We start from the raw sequence: 13,149 nt of genomic DNA on the forward strand, positions 1-13,149 counted from the left end.
CACCCTGGGGGAAGGCCGGTTAGGTCACGATGGTCCGACCGGTGCCGCGCATCCGCGCGCCCGATCGTGCAGGGGAACCCTCTTGGCCACACCACCGCGATCCGCCCGCACAAAGCCCAGGCCGGCCCGCGCCGCGGCCGTCGCCCTCGCGGCGTCGCCGCCCGAACAATCGACCGTGGTGAGCGCCGAGTCGCTCGGGCGATCACAAGCAAGCATGTGGGGGCGGCCCCTGGGAAACGCCCCCACCGAGGGTTAGTTACCCTGCCTCTTGACGTAGGCGACGGCCGTCATGCAGAGACCGAAGACCCCGGCGAGCACCACGGCTCCAGTACCGACTGCCGACACCGGCGACATGCCAAGTGCGACCCAGAGAAGGCCGCTCATCAGGCCCGCGACCACGGACACCAGGAAAACGATCACGACTTCGTAGACCCGGTGGTTACACACCGGCACCTGAGTGGACAACGACGATCCTTCCGAGTTCTGGTCAGAACATCGGCGTCCGGATCTTGCAGGGTGAAACACACATGCCAGCCGGACGACCAATGCCTACGCATTGAGGTCGTAGCCAGAGCGCATCGCCTGCGAAGCGAACGCTTGGCCGCCACGGGGTAGAACCCACGTGGCCTAAGCACTGCATGTGCATCCCCCTGAGCTTGTCCTCAACCGTCGGCATTCGCCGAGCAGTCGAAGAAGGCTACCGCCCGCCCCACACAACGGCCCACTGACGCAAGGGAGTTGATGTCCAGATAGCAACCGTAGGGGGTGGGTCGCTCCGGCCGTCGTCTTCTTCGCTCGACCGAGAAGCCGCAGGCAAAACCTGCGTACGGGACGCCGTTGCCCTCGCGAGCACTAGCGCGGTCGGTAGTCCACGCGGCCAAGTCCATCGCCGGATATGGCCGGAACCGACCACGGTTCCTCGAGATGCAGCATCGTGAGGCTGGCCCTTCGGGCGCTCCCCTCTTGAACGGAGGGATGAGCCCTTTGCGGCATCGCTGACGGCCTCTTGGGAAGCTCACAAACGAGCCGGGCAAGGGCCGACCGGACGCGTACCCATGGCACCTCGCGATGGCCGCCACAGAGTCAGCCATCAGCCGACACGACACGCCGTGACGTGGCTGTCACGCGGGCCAGGGCGACGATGGTGACGGCAGCTCCTGCCGTAGCGGGACTGATGTACCAACTTCCGGTTCAGGTCGTGGTGTTCGCCCATGAGAGGTAAGTCCGTACATACGATCACGTCATGGCACTGCAACCTGTTGAGGCCACCCTGATAGTCGGGGCGGTCGGGGTTTTGACGACGACGTCTGCTGTACTGATCACCCACCGGCTGACCCTTCGCCGGGACCGCCAGCACCGTGTGTGGGACCGCCGCATGGATACCTACCAAGAGGTGCTGTGCACCCGCCGGGCTCTGGCTCAACACCGGGGGCGGAGGTGCTACGTACGCAGTCGGCCGAGTCGAGCATCATCAACCCCGGGAAGGAACTCAACGCGTTCCTGCTGACCCAGGCCCAGTTGGAAATGTTCGGCTCACCCGCAATCAGGGCCCTGGACACCCTTTCGCTGGCAGCGTTCAACCACTGGGCCCGTCTGCTGTCGGAGTGGCGCGACTTGCACGCCCGCGCTACGAGCCACTTCAACAACCAAGGGATGTACGACGAGACCGATATGAAGTGGGCCGAACTCCAACAAGCCTCGAAGACCGTGGACCTGACTGACAGACGGCTGGCCGAGGTGATCCGAGACGAGGCGGAGTTCAACCAATTCCGTGGGCCTAGGCTGTGGCACCGCCTGGCAACAAGGTTGCTGCGCCTCCGCTCCGGCGGCCAGATCGAGCGCGGAGGGGGTACTCCGCCGACGTCATCTGCCTGACTACGCCCCTCTCAGGGAATCGAGTCTCCAGCAGACCCGGAGCGTTTCACCGACCGCCTAAATCCTCGACTGGCGCGGGGTGTGGCTCTACGGAATCGCCGATCATCCATTCAAGGGGTCAGCTATTCTCCTCAACCTTTGTGAAAGGGGTGTATCTAAGGAGGAGCCTTTTTGGCTTCCCGTCTCCGAAGTTGACAATAGCCACGGCGGATTCCCCCTTTCCTGTGGTTGACAAGACAATTCCGCGTCCGAACTTCTCGTGTTCGATTTCGTCACCCGTGGTGAGGAATTTCGCGTGTACGTTGCCGGACGTAAGCGGTTGTGTTGGGTCTTGAGGGAGTGGAGTAGGCGTAGCGCGAGTTACGGTCGCCTCGATCTCGTACTCTTGGCCAAGAACATCGGAAAGGGCAAGTTGGAGTACTGGTTCGGAGCCGCTGTTGACATAATTATCCAGGCTCCCCTTGTTAATGAATACAAGCTGGACTTTTCCGGAGTCAAGATCGACGATTTTTGCATGCTGGCTGAGTAGTATCCAGGTGAATCTTCTGCGGCTCTTTACGGCCTCGAGTACTTTGGGCCACAATAGGTGAGCGGAGGTGCTGTTGGATGCAGCTTCCTTCTCAATGATACGAGGGAGTGATACCGGTCGTCGTTCTCCGGCGTGCGTTTCTCCTGTGCGAGGTGCGTCGACCGGCGTCGGCGACAAGTTGAATGGAGGCGAAACGTTGGTGGGGGCGGTGATAGGCTCAGTGACGCTTGTCCGGCTCGCGAGTATATTGCTAAGCTGCTGGGTCATCCATTGCCTGTTCCAGGCAATCGCCAAATTTCCTGGAGAATTCCGAACCCGTCTCTGTGGCACAGGGAGAGATTTGGCTCGTAGGGATCGAACCAACTGGTTAAATGTGGTGTCCAGGTCTAGAAGTGCTTGGCTCGAGTCCTGTACGCCATTGCGAAGGAGATGGATCAGTTCGGCCGTGAACGCGGTGAAACCGTTCTCGCCGTCGGCTTTGGCTATCTGTGTTTCGCCAGTAGCTGCGATCAGATATGTTCCCTCGATTAACGCATCTTCTGCTATGGACTCGGTGGAGTCTGCCATGGCGCCCAGTGCCCTGGCTGCGTAGCAGCAATCGAGAATTACAATTCGACGAGCGGCTGGAGAAGCGAGCAGGATGTCGCGGATGTCGTCGTAAAGAGTTGCAGTGTAAGGGGCGTTGGGGCGTGAGTTCGTGCTGGTGAGTCGCAATTCTCCTCGGTTCGGCCCTTTGGTGCCGTGTCCGGCATAGTAGACGAGGAGGGTATCTGTAGCGGCGTTGGCGGATTCCAAGATGGGATCCACCAGTTCGTCGGTGTTTCGCGGGTCGTGGACAGCGACGCAGTGCCGAAATGGCAGATTCCATGATGCTGCCCCAGTCAGGGAATACCGCAAAGCTTCCACATTATTCGCCACGTTGGGTAGCTTCGGCATCGCGACATAATTGCTAACACCGACAAGAACTGCTCGTGACTGATCAGGATCAGGCAGAATCACGGTACTCCTACTGAGACGTCAACGCCCGCGCAATGCGCTGTACCGCCTCTTCGTCGTGCCCGTCGATGGTGAACGCTGTCCCATTGTGCTCAATCGTCACCGTCGGGGCGCTACGTCGTGTGCGGCGCCATGTGCTGTAGGCCAAAGCGAAGGTGGTGACCTGCCAAAAGTTGTCGGTAATGAGCTGCAGAATCTCGACGGTGCCGCTGCCCATCTCGCCGGGCGCCGGTGGTGGTGTCACCCATGAAATCTTGCAGTGCTGACGCATTTCAGGCGTTTCCACGAGCCATGCGCGAAATGAGCGTAGTTCTTCGTCGGCACCGGGACCCGTCATGCCGATCTGTACAATCACCTAGGAACCCCCCAGCCAAGTTGCCTACAGTCTAGGCCACTTGAGCACGGCACCGGGCGCGCAGGCGAGCTAAACGCTGGGGAGACCCCCCGGTCTGAGGGTCACACTGGATCGATCGACCACCACTCCACACGGGCGGCTCGGAGCCCATGTTGTGTACCCTGAGCGGGAAAGTGATCGGCTTGCAGCGCGCCGGGTTCCAGGGGGCCGCGCCCGTTGAGATCTTGGTTGGTGAGACGCACCCTTCGTAGGCGTGAGTCCTCTCGGGCATGACGCCTCCCGTTCCTCTCGAACAGACCTAGCTTGCTGCCCGTCCCGCCGATCCCGCAGTACCCGTTCGGGTCTTTGCTGCTTGAAAGATGCTGCTGGTGTTACAGCCCCGCTGCGTTGCTGGGGAGCCATGCGGTGTGCTCGCGGCGTAGCCGGTCTCGCTCTGCGGTTGAGGTGGGGACGACGTCTGCGCCGCCGTCGTAAGGGTGGTGGATGCGTCGAAGTTCCGTATCGGTGAAGAACACTTCGACGAGCGCCTCGTCCGCGACGGCGCGCAGCAGCTCATCGACGCAGCCGCGTTCCCACGGGCGCCGGTCGGCGTACAGACGTGTGTGGGCGTGGAACTCCGGGTCGGGGTCAGCCTGGTCCGACTCGGTCCACCAGCGGACGCCTTCAGGGTGCAGTTTCTGTCGTGTCTCGTGTGTCGGGTGGCCGGCGGGCCCGGTCGGCGTGTTCGACCAGTCCATGGTCACCACGAACACGTCCGTGCCCGCGAACAGTTCGTCGGGTCGGCGTGTTCGACCAGTCCATGGTCACCACGAACACGTCCGTGCCCGCGAACAGTTCGTCGAGGACCGTGTTGTACCGGTCCAGCACGATCGCGTACTCGACCTCGGACTCCGGGTAGCGCTTCGAGCCGAGGAGGCTGTGGAATCGCACCCAGCGGTCCGCGTACGCACTACGGAACATGTGGGCGACGGGCGGACCCGACGGTCGCCGTTCCTGCCACAGCCCCGCCAACAGCTCGGGCGTGACGCCAGCGCTCACCCCTCCGCCTTCGCGACGCCGATCGGGCACGAGACACCCGTGCCGCCGATCCCGCAGTACCCCGCCGGATTCTTGTCCAAGTACTGCTGGTGGTACCCCTCCGCCGGGTAGAACGGGCGGCCCTCCGCCGGCAGCAGTTCCGTCGTGATCGTGCCGTACCCCGAGCCCGTCAGGACCCCCTGGTACGCCTCCCGGGACGCCTGCGCAGTCTTCGCCTGGGAGTCCGAGTGGGTGTAGATCGCCGAGCGGTACTGCGTGCCCACGTCGTTGCCCTGGCGGAAGCCCTGCGTCGGGTCGTGGGACTCCCAGAACAGCTTCAGCAGCGACTCGTACGAGACGACCGACGGGTCGAAGACGACGCGGACCGCCTCCGTGTGGCCGGTCAGGCCCGAGCAGACCTCTTCGTATGCCGGGTTCGGGGTGTATCCGCCCTGGTAGCCGACCAGCGTCGTCCAGACGCCGTCCGTCTGCCAGAACTTGCGCTCCGCGCCCCAGAAACAGCCCAGGCCGAAGTCTGCGATCTCCAGGTCCTCCGGGTACGGGCCCAGCAGCGGGTTGCCGAGGACCGTGTGGCGGTCGGGGACGGAGAACTCGGGGGTCGGGCGGCCGCGCAGGGCCTGGTCGGGGGTGGGGAGCTCGGGGGTGCGGCGGGACAGGAACATGCGGGTCTCCTCGACAGTCGGCCTTCATGACAACGTCCGGGGGTAGGCAAGGATTCCTGGCCCCGCCGCCCTTGCCCCGCCGCCTCACTGCAGCAGCGTCGCCGGGCTCCCCCCATTCGCCTCGTACCCCGCCACCGCCAGGTTCCGGTACACCGTGTACTCCGCCGCCGGGTCGCCGCTTTGCGTCCACGGCAGCGCGCCGACGTGGCCGTCCACCCTCACCAGCTGGTTCATCGCCTCGGCCCACCTCTCGGACCGTACGAGGAAGAGGACCAGCAGATGCCGTACGTGCGCGAGCATCGGGTCGTCGGGGCGGGCGGAGTGCACCGCGAAGAGTGCGCCCTCCATCGCCTTCGTCACCACCGCGCTCTGGTAGAAGCCCTGCACCAGGACAACGTCCGGCACGTGCTCGTACACCGCGAACAGCGGCAGCGCGGCCAGCAGCGAGCCCTGCGGTGCGCGGGCCGCTGCCGTCGTCGCGAAGTGGTCGGCCTCCTCGCGGGAGCCGTGCCACTTCTCGCACCAGTAGTGCAGCGCGGCCAGATGCGCGCCCATGTGCTCCGGCGCCCGGTCGATGACCTTCGCCCACAACTGGTCGAACTGCTCGGGGGTGTAGCCGAGTCCGCGCGCGACGGCGAGCTCGACGATGTACGGGACGGGGTCGCCGGGTGCGAGCAGAGCCGCCTCGCCGCAGACCGTACGGGCCTCCTCCAGGATGATCCGGAAGTCGTCCGTCCCTGCGGTCGAGGACCGCCAGGCCTGCTGCACCAGGAACTCCGCGTGCACCTGCGCGCCGCCCGCGTCCTTGGGGGACTCCGAGCGCCAGGCGCGCAGCCATGCCCCGCCGACGCCCGGCCGCTGCCGGAGCTCCAGCGACGCCGCTCCGGCGAAGGCCTGTACGCGCTGCCAGCGCACCTCGCCGTCCTTCGGGGTGCCCGCCAGCAGCTGCGACGCGGCCCGCCAGTCCTGGGTGTGCTGTACGACGTCGAGTACGTCGAGGAGGTCCTGGTCCGGTCCCGGCAGCCGGATGTCCAGTTCCTCCTGGCGCATGAATCCGTACGTGTCCGGGTCGGCGGCGTCGGGCGAGCCGGGCGCGACCTGCCGGATGCCCGAGCGGCGGCGCAGCGCAAACGGACCGATGACCGCGGCCAGCATGGCCATCGCGATCAGGAACCAGAGAATCTCCATGGCTCCATTGTCTCCAAGACCGAACAGTCCAGGACAGCGGCGGGGGCGGGCCGCGTACCAGGGTCCGACCGCAATTTCCCGGACAGCGGCCGGGGCGGGGCCGTGCACCGGAGTCCGACCGCACAGTCCCGGACAGCGGCCGGGGCGGGCCGCGCCCCCGAGCCCGACCCGGACTACGCTCGGGCCTCATGAGCGACCAGCACAGCTTGCACAGCTTCGAGACCATCGCGATCCACGCGGGCAACACGGCGGACCCGCTGACCGGCGCGGTCGTCCCGCCCATCTATCAGGTGTCCACCTACAAGCAGGACGGCGTGGGTGGCCTGCGCGGAGGCTATGAGTACAGCCGCAGCGCCAACCCGACCCGTACCGCCCTCGAGGAGAATCTCGCGGCGCTGGAGGGCGGCCGGCGCGGGCTCGCCTTCGCGTCCGGGCTCGCGGCGGAGGACTGCCTGCTGCGTACGCTGCTGGAGCCGGGCGACCATGTGGTGATCCCGAACGACGCGTACGGCGGCACCTTCCGGCTCTTCGCGAAGGTCGTCTCCCGGTGGGGCGTCGAGTGGTCGGTGGCGAACACCTCCGACCCGGCCGCGGTGCGCGCCGCCCTCACTCCCAAGACGAAGGTCATCTGGGTGGAGACCCCGTCCAACCCCCTCCTCGGCATCACCGACATCGCCGCGGTCGCGGAGATCGCGCGGGGCGCGGGCGCGCGCCTCGTCGTGGACAACACCTTCGCCAGCCCCTATCTCCAGCAGCCGATCGCGCTCGGCGCGGACATCGTCGTGCACTCGCTGACCAAGTACATGGGCGGGCACTCCGACGTCGTCGGCGGTGCGCTGATCGCGGCGGACGCGACGGTGGGCGAGGAACTGGCGTACCACCAGAACGCGATGGGCGCGGTGGCAGGACCGTTCGACGCGTGGCTGGTGCTGCGCGGCATCAAGACGCTGCCCGTCCGCATGGACCGGCACAGCGCGAACGCCGCCCGAGTCGCCGAGATGCTCACCCGTCATCCCAAGGTCACGCAGGTCCTCTACCCGGGACTGCCGGAGCACCCGGGCCACGAGACCGCGGCGAAGCAGATGAAGGCCTTCGGCGGGATGGTCTCCTTCCGGGTCGAGGGCGGCGAGGAGGCGGCGGTCGAGGTCTGCAACCGCGCGAAGCTCTTCACGCTGGGCGAATCCCTGGGCGGCGTCGAGTCGCTGATCGAGCACCCGGGACGGATGACGCACGCCTCTGTGGCGGGCTCCGCCCTGGAGGTTCCGGCGGACCTGGTGCGTCTGTCGGTGGGCATCGAGGCGGGCGACGATCTGCTGGCGGACCTGCAGCAGGCGCTGGGCTGACCCGGGCGGACCGGAGACCGACGCCTGGCCGGCGCCCTACGGAAGTGGCCCTTACAGAAGAACCCCCTACGGAAGAGCCCCTACGGAAGTGGTCCGGTCAGGCGTGGACCTTCTCGTCCTCGAGGAACTCCCGGATCTGCGAACGCAGTTCCAGGCTGTCCGTGTGTCCGTGCACGGAGACCGCGTGTTCACTGGCGGCCCGGACGACTTCCTCTTCCTCGCCGGAGATGGTGAGGGTGCAGTTCATCTCGCTCGGGAACTTGCGGCAGTCGGCAACTTTTCTGGTCATGACGACCTCCTCGGCTCGATCTGTGCGCCGCTCCATCCAGCATAGATCCGGACAAGGGGGTCGTTACCAGCCCTCCAGCGGAGGGGTTGTCTTCGTCGGCGGTGTCACCCATGGCTCCGCCGTCGCCGCCCAGATCGCGAACGCGATCGCCGCGGCAATGAGCAGCAGCCATGCGGCGCGGCGCACCGCCCGGTGGCGGCGCAGCAGCCGCGTCCCGTGTTCCGCCGCGCGGGCCGCCAGATCCGCCGGGACCGCGGGGTGGCGGGACTCCAGCATCCGGCGGACCTCGTCCTCCTTGCGGTCCTGGCGGCTCATGTCACCGCCTGGGCCGGGGCGCGCGGCGGCGTCGGCGGGCCGCTGCGCATCGTCGCGATCGCGCGGGCGCAGATTGCGCGGACGCGTTCCACCGGTAGCCCGATCAGCGCCGCCGTCTGCTCCTCGGCGACCCCTTCGTACAGGCGTAGCACCAGGATGAGGCGTTCCTGCGGGGTGAGGCGGTCCAGTACGCCGCCGCGCACCCGGTGGTAGCGCCAGGCGCTGCGGGCGAAGCGGGCGGCGAGTTCCTGGCGGGTGTGGTCGTACGGGTCCTCGCCGCGCAGCCGGTCCCATTCCGCGTACGTATGGGCGAGCGCCGCGGTCAGCAGCTGCTGGGCCTGCGGGTTGGAACTGGGGGGCTCGGCGGTGAGCAGGGTCGCGGCATGCAGGAGCCGGCCGGCCGCGCCCGCGACGAACGCATCGAACTCACGGGCCCGGCGACGCCCTCGTACCGTCTGCCGCTCGCTCACGTCCTCATATAGAGGCAGATACGCCACCGGGGTCAAGAGGTCGGCGGCGTCTCCGTGTCCACGGGCGGCAGGCCGGCCTGGCGGGCGGAGAGCGCGGTGTTGAAGCGGGTGAGCAGGGTGCAGAACGACTCCCGCTCCCTCTCCGTCCAGCCGTCCGTCACCTGTGCCATCAGCTCGCGCCGCGAGGAGCGGACTTCTTCGAGCCTGGCCTGGCCGCGGGGGGACAGCTGGAGCACGACGGCGCGGCCGTCCTCCGGGTGCGAGGTCCGCTTGACGAGGCCCGTGTCGACGAGCGGCGCGACCTGGCGGGTGACGGTCGACGAGTCGATGCCCATCCCCGCGGCGAGCGCCTTGACCCCCATCGGTCCTTCCTTGTCGAGCCGGTTGAGCAGCAGATACGCGGCACGGTCCATGGAGTTGCGGACCTGGCCGACCCCGCCGAGCCGGGTCTGTTCCGCGCGGCGTGCGAAGACGGCGACCTGGTGCTGGAGGGCATCGAGGAGGCCGGGGTCGAGATGAGTCGTCATGTCCTGAGTGGTGGGCATGGCCAGGGGCTCTCTCGTGCGGTGGTCGGTTGGTGGGGGACAGAGTACGCGGCAACGACCCGGTGCGTACCAGGGCCGCACAAACCAGTGGGGAAGCGCGGGATCCGGGCGGCCGCCGGTCCGGTGAGCTGCGAGACTTGACGTCATGAGCTTCAGTGCACCTGGCACCTTTCGCCCCGTCATTCTCGACGACATCCGGGGGGCGCAGAAGATGCTCGCGGGGGTCGCAAGGATGACCGCGATGGAGGGCAGCAGGCATCTGTCGCAGCTGGTGGGCGCACCCGTCCACTTCAAGTGCGAGAACCTGCAGCGCACCGGTTCGTTCAAGCTGCGCGGCGCGTACGTACGGATCGCCGGGCTCTCCCCGGAGGAGCGGGCCGCGGGCGTCGTCGCCGCGTCCGCCGGCAACCACGCGCAGGGGGTCGCGCTGGCGTCGTCGCTGCTCGGGGTGCGCTCCACGGTGTTCATGCCGATGGGAGCGCCGCTGCCGAAGGTCGCGGCGACGAGGGAGTACGGCGCCGATGTGCGGATGGAGGGGCATGTCATCGACGAGACGCTGGCCGCCGCGCAGGAGTACGCGCACAAGACGGGTGCGGTCTTCATCCACCCCTTCGACCACCCCGACATCATCGCCGGGCAGGGCACGGTCGGTCTGGAGATCCTCGAGCAGTGCCCGGAGGTGCGGACGATCGTGGTCGGCATCGGCGGCGGCGGGCTTGCGGCCGGTATCGCGGTGGCGGTGAAGGCGCTGCGGCCGGATGTGAAGCTGATCGGCGTGCAGGCGGAGGGCGCGGCCGCGTATCCGCCCTCGCTCACCGCGGGGCACCCGGTGTCGATCGAGCATCTGTCGACGATGGCGGACGGCATCAAGGTGGGCCGCCCCGGGGACGTTCCGTTCAAAATCATTGGCGATCTTGTCGACGAGGTCCGTACGGTCTCCGAGGACGCGCTCTCCAGCGCGCTGCTGCTCTGCCTGGAGCGGGCGAAGCTCGTCGTCGAGCCCGCCGGGGCGAGTCCGGTGGCGGCGCTGCTGAGCGAGCCGCGGGCGTTCGAGGGACCTGTTGTCGCCCTGCTGTCGGGCGGCAATGTGGACCCGCTGCTGATGCAGCGCATACTGCGGCACGGCATGGCGGCGGCGGGCCGGTATCTCTCGCTGCGGCTGCGCCTGACGGACCGGCCGGGGGCCCTTGCCGCACTTCTCGGCTCGTTGTCAGTGGTCGACGCTAACGTCCTTGATGTGAGTCACGTACGGACCGATCCGCGGCTCGGGCTCACGGAGGCGGAGGTGGAGTTGCACCTGGAGACGAAGGGCCCGGAGCACTGCGAAGAGGTCGCTTCGGCGCTGCGCGATGCGGGTTACACCATCATCGAGTGAGCCGTGGTTCGAGTCATCGTCCTGCACCTATCGCGACTCATTACGTCCACCTGTCGCGACCCTCTTGAGTGACGCGATGTATCGCGTTACTGTAAGGGTCCTTGCCATGTTCCCGCCGAGCCGCGGGCACGCACGCACATCCGAGCTTTTCGCTCTGACGCGACCACCACCTGCCACCCTGGGAGACCCCATATGCCAGGCGCCATTTACGCCGAAGGTCTGGTGAAGACCTTCGGCGACGTAAGGGCTCTGGACGGCGTCGATCTCGACGTCCCCGAAGGTACGGTTCTGGGACTTCTCGGCCCGAACGGCGCCGGCAAGACCACCACCGTGCGCGTACTGACCACGCTGCTGCAGCCCGACAGCGGCACGGCCGTCGTCGCCGGTATCGACGTGCTCAAGCACCCGAACGAAGTCCGACGCTCCATCGGCCTCTCCGGCCAGTTCGCCGCGGTCGACGAGTATCTGACCGGTCGCGAGAACCTCCAAATGGTGGGCCAGCTCTACCAGATGAGCGCGCGGGACGCGAAGACGCGGGCGGGCCGGCTGCTGGAGCGGTTCAACCTCGCCGACGCCGCCGACCGCCCCGCCAAGACGTACTCCGGCGGTATGCGCCGCCGCCTCGACCTCGCCGCGGCCCTGGTCGTATCACCGCCGGTGATGTTCATGGACGAGCCGACCACCGGCCTCGACCCGCGCAACCGGCAGCAGCTGTGGGAGGTCATCCAGGAGCTGGTCAGCGGCGGTACGACACTGCTGCTCACCACCCAGTACCTCGAAGAAGCCGACCACCTGGCCCACGACATCTGCGTCGTCGACCACGGCAAGGTCATCGCCCGCGGCACCTCCGACCAGCTCAAGGCCCGGACGGGCGGTGAGCGCGTCGAGGTCGTCGTGCACGCGAGCGAGCAGATCAGCCCGGCCCGCGAGGTGCTCCTCGGCTTCGGCAAGGGCGACGTCGCGATAGCCGAGCACACACGCAAGCTCACCGTCCCGGTCACCGGCGGCGCCAAGCTGCTCGCCGAAGTCATCCGCGAGCTGGACGTCCGCGGCGTCGAGATCGACGACATCGGCCTGCGCCGCCCCACCCTCGACGATGTCTTCATCTCGCTGACCGGCCACGCCGCCGAGACCGAGTCCGAGGAGAACCTCGCTCCGGAGGATGCCAGGGGCGCCCAGGGCGCTCAGGACGCTCAGGGCGCTCAGGACGCGAAGGCCAAGAAGTCCCGGAAGGAGCCCGCGAAGTGACTGCCACAACCGCCACAACGGACGCCGTGCAGATCACGGCCCCCAGACCCCGCGGCGGCATCGTGCAGTCGGTCAACGACTCGCTCGTCGTCGCCAAGCGCAATCTCATACGCATGACCCGGATCCCGGAGATGATCATCTTCGGGATGATCCAGCCCGTCATGTTCGTGGTGCTGTTCAGCTACGTCTTCGGCGGCTCCATGGAGATCGGCGCGTCCACCGCCCCGTCCGTCTACCGCGAATTCCTGATGGCCGGCATCTTCGCCCAGACCGTCACCTTCGCCACCGCGGGCGCCGGCGCGGGCATCGCCGACGATATGCACAAGGGCCTCATCGACCGGTTCCGGTCGCTGCCGATGGCCCGCGGCGCGGTCCTCACCGGTCGTACGCTCGCGGACCTCGTACAGACCGCGCTGACCGTCGTGGTCCTCACGATCGTCGCCCTCCTCGTCGGCTGGCGGATCCACGAGGGCCTCCCCAAGGCGCTCGGGGCCTTCGCCCTGCTGCTTCTGCTGGGGTACGCCTTCTCGTGGATCGGCGCACTGATCGGACTCTCGGTCCAGACGCCCGAGGCGGCCACCTCCGGCGGTCTGATCTGGCTGTTCCCGGTGACCTTCATCTCGAACGCGTTCGTGGACTCCAGCAAAATGGCCGGCTGGCTGCAGCCCATCGCCGAGTGGAACCCCTTCAGCGCCACGGTCCAGGCCTGCCGCCTGCTCTTCGGCAACCCGGGCGTCTCGCCGTCCGACGCCTGGCCGATGGAGCACCCGGTGATGGCCTCGATCCTCTGGTCGGTCCTGATCATCGCGGTGTTCCGGACGCTGGCGGTGCGCAAGTACCGCTCGGCGACTGCCTGATCCGCAGCACGCAGAGCGAAGGGGCCGGACCGCGTCACGCGGTCCGGCCCCTTCGCTCTGTCCG

16 protein-coding genes are annotated in these 13,149 nt (G+C 67.3%); 5 read left to right on the forward strand and 11 right to left on the reverse strand.

Annotation, left to right across the window (positions count from 1 at the left end):
• Positions 1-252: 252 nt before the first annotated feature.
• The gene (locus ACH492_RS06335) at positions 253-465 is read right to left on the reverse strand and encodes a hypothetical protein (RefSeq protein WP_356227271.1); all 213 of its coding nucleotides are present in this window, start codon (positions 463-465) and stop codon (positions 253-255) included.
• Between the two features lie 972 nt (positions 466-1,437).
• Between ACH492_RS06335 and ACH492_RS06340 the strand changes: the two genes are divergently transcribed.
• A complete protein-coding gene (locus tag ACH492_RS06340) occupies positions 1,438-1,875 on the forward strand; it encodes a hypothetical protein (RefSeq protein ID WP_398983420.1) in 438 nt (145 codons plus the stop codon).
• A 118-nt stretch (positions 1,876-1,993) separates the two neighbouring features.
• Here ACH492_RS06340 and ACH492_RS06345 read toward each other — a convergent pair whose 3' ends face one another.
• The 6 genes from ACH492_RS06345 to ACH492_RS06370 all read right to left on the reverse strand — a co-directional run bounded on the left by ACH492_RS06345 (position 1,994) and on the right by ACH492_RS06370 (position 6,643).
• Complete coding sequence (locus ACH492_RS06345; RefSeq protein ID WP_398983422.1) at positions 1,994-3,403, reverse strand: caspase family protein; 1,410 nt, start codon at positions 3,401-3,403, stop codon at positions 1,994-1,996.
• 7 nt (positions 3,404-3,410) lie between these two features.
• On the reverse strand, positions 3,411-3,755 hold the full coding sequence (locus ACH492_RS06350) for a hypothetical protein (RefSeq protein WP_398983424.1): 345 nt from the start codon (positions 3,753-3,755) through the stop codon (positions 3,411-3,413).
• 371 nt (positions 3,756-4,126) lie between these two features.
• Positions 4,127-4,492 (reverse strand): hypothetical protein, encoded by a 366-nt coding sequence (locus ACH492_RS06355; protein ID WP_398983426.1) that lies wholly within the window; start codon positions 4,490-4,492, stop codon positions 4,127-4,129.
• Positions 4,419-4,793, reverse strand: coding sequence for a hypothetical protein (locus ACH492_RS06360; RefSeq protein WP_398983428.1), 375 nt, complete (start codon positions 4,791-4,793; stop codon positions 4,419-4,421). Before ACH492_RS06360 ends, ACH492_RS06355 begins: the two co-directional genes overlap by 74 nt.
• Entirely contained in the window at positions 4,790-5,455 is a 666-nt protein-coding gene (msrA, locus tag ACH492_RS06365) for a peptide-methionine (S)-S-oxide reductase MsrA (RefSeq protein ID WP_398983430.1), read from the reverse strand. The genes ACH492_RS06360 and msrA overlap by 4 nt, the downstream gene beginning before the upstream one ends.
• 84 nt (positions 5,456-5,539) lie before the next feature.
• Entirely contained in the window at positions 5,540-6,643 is a 1,104-nt protein-coding gene (locus tag ACH492_RS06370; RefSeq protein WP_398983432.1) for a hypothetical protein, read from the reverse strand.
• Positions 6,644-6,831: 188 nt separating this feature from the next.
• Between ACH492_RS06370 and ACH492_RS06375 the strand changes: the two genes are divergently transcribed.
• Positions 6,832-7,986, forward strand: coding sequence for a cystathionine gamma-synthase (locus ACH492_RS06375; protein ID WP_307661461.1), 1,155 nt, complete (start codon positions 6,832-6,834; stop codon positions 7,984-7,986).
• A 97-nt stretch (positions 7,987-8,083) separates the two neighbouring features.
• On the opposite strand, the gene ACH492_RS06380 is transcribed toward ACH492_RS06375, so the two are convergent.
• From ACH492_RS06380 to ACH492_RS06395, 4 genes are all read right to left on the reverse strand, one after another.
• A complete protein-coding gene (locus ACH492_RS06380; RefSeq protein ID WP_307661460.1) occupies positions 8,084-8,275 on the reverse strand; it encodes a DUF1059 domain-containing protein in 192 nt (63 codons plus the stop codon).
• A gap of 63 nt (positions 8,276-8,338) precedes the next feature.
• On the reverse strand, positions 8,339-8,590 hold the full coding sequence (locus tag ACH492_RS06385) for a hypothetical protein (RefSeq protein ID WP_398983435.1): 252 nt from the start codon (positions 8,588-8,590) through the stop codon (positions 8,339-8,341).
• Positions 8,587-9,060 (reverse strand): sigma factor-like helix-turn-helix DNA-binding protein, encoded by a 474-nt coding sequence (locus ACH492_RS06390; RefSeq protein WP_398983437.1) that lies wholly within the window; start codon positions 9,058-9,060, stop codon positions 8,587-8,589. The genes ACH492_RS06385 and ACH492_RS06390 overlap by 4 nt, the downstream gene beginning before the upstream one ends.
• A gap of 32 nt (positions 9,061-9,092) precedes the next feature.
• Positions 9,093-9,605, reverse strand: a complete 513-nt coding sequence (locus ACH492_RS06395) for a MarR family winged helix-turn-helix transcriptional regulator (protein WP_398983439.1) — start codon at positions 9,603-9,605, stop codon at positions 9,093-9,095.
• 145 nt (positions 9,606-9,750) lie between these two features.
• Between ACH492_RS06395 and ilvA the strand changes: the two genes are divergently transcribed.
• The 3 genes from ilvA (at position 9,751) to ACH492_RS06410 (ending at position 13,085) form a co-directional block, all read left to right on the forward strand.
• Positions 9,751-10,980 carry a threonine ammonia-lyase gene (gene ilvA, locus ACH492_RS06400; protein ID WP_398983441.1) on the forward strand — a complete coding sequence of 410 codons (1,230 nt, stop codon included), beginning with the start codon at positions 9,751-9,753 and terminating at the stop codon, positions 10,978-10,980.
• A gap of 192 nt (positions 10,981-11,172) precedes the next feature.
• Complete coding sequence (locus ACH492_RS06405) at positions 11,173-12,228, forward strand: ATP-binding cassette domain-containing protein (protein WP_398983443.1); 1,056 nt, start codon at positions 11,173-11,175, stop codon at positions 12,226-12,228.
• Positions 12,225-13,085 carry an ABC transporter permease gene (locus tag ACH492_RS06410; protein ID WP_398983445.1) on the forward strand — a complete coding sequence of 287 codons (861 nt, stop codon included), beginning with the start codon at positions 12,225-12,227 and terminating at the stop codon, positions 13,083-13,085. Before ACH492_RS06405 ends, ACH492_RS06410 begins: the two co-directional genes overlap by 4 nt.
• Positions 13,086-13,149: the final 64 nt, after the last annotated feature.

Origin of the sequence: Streptomyces sp. NPDC019443 (assembly GCF_044389785.1) — a bacterium.
In the GTDB taxonomy this organism is placed as follows: domain Bacteria; phylum Actinomycetota; class Actinomycetes; order Streptomycetales; family Streptomycetaceae; genus Streptomyces.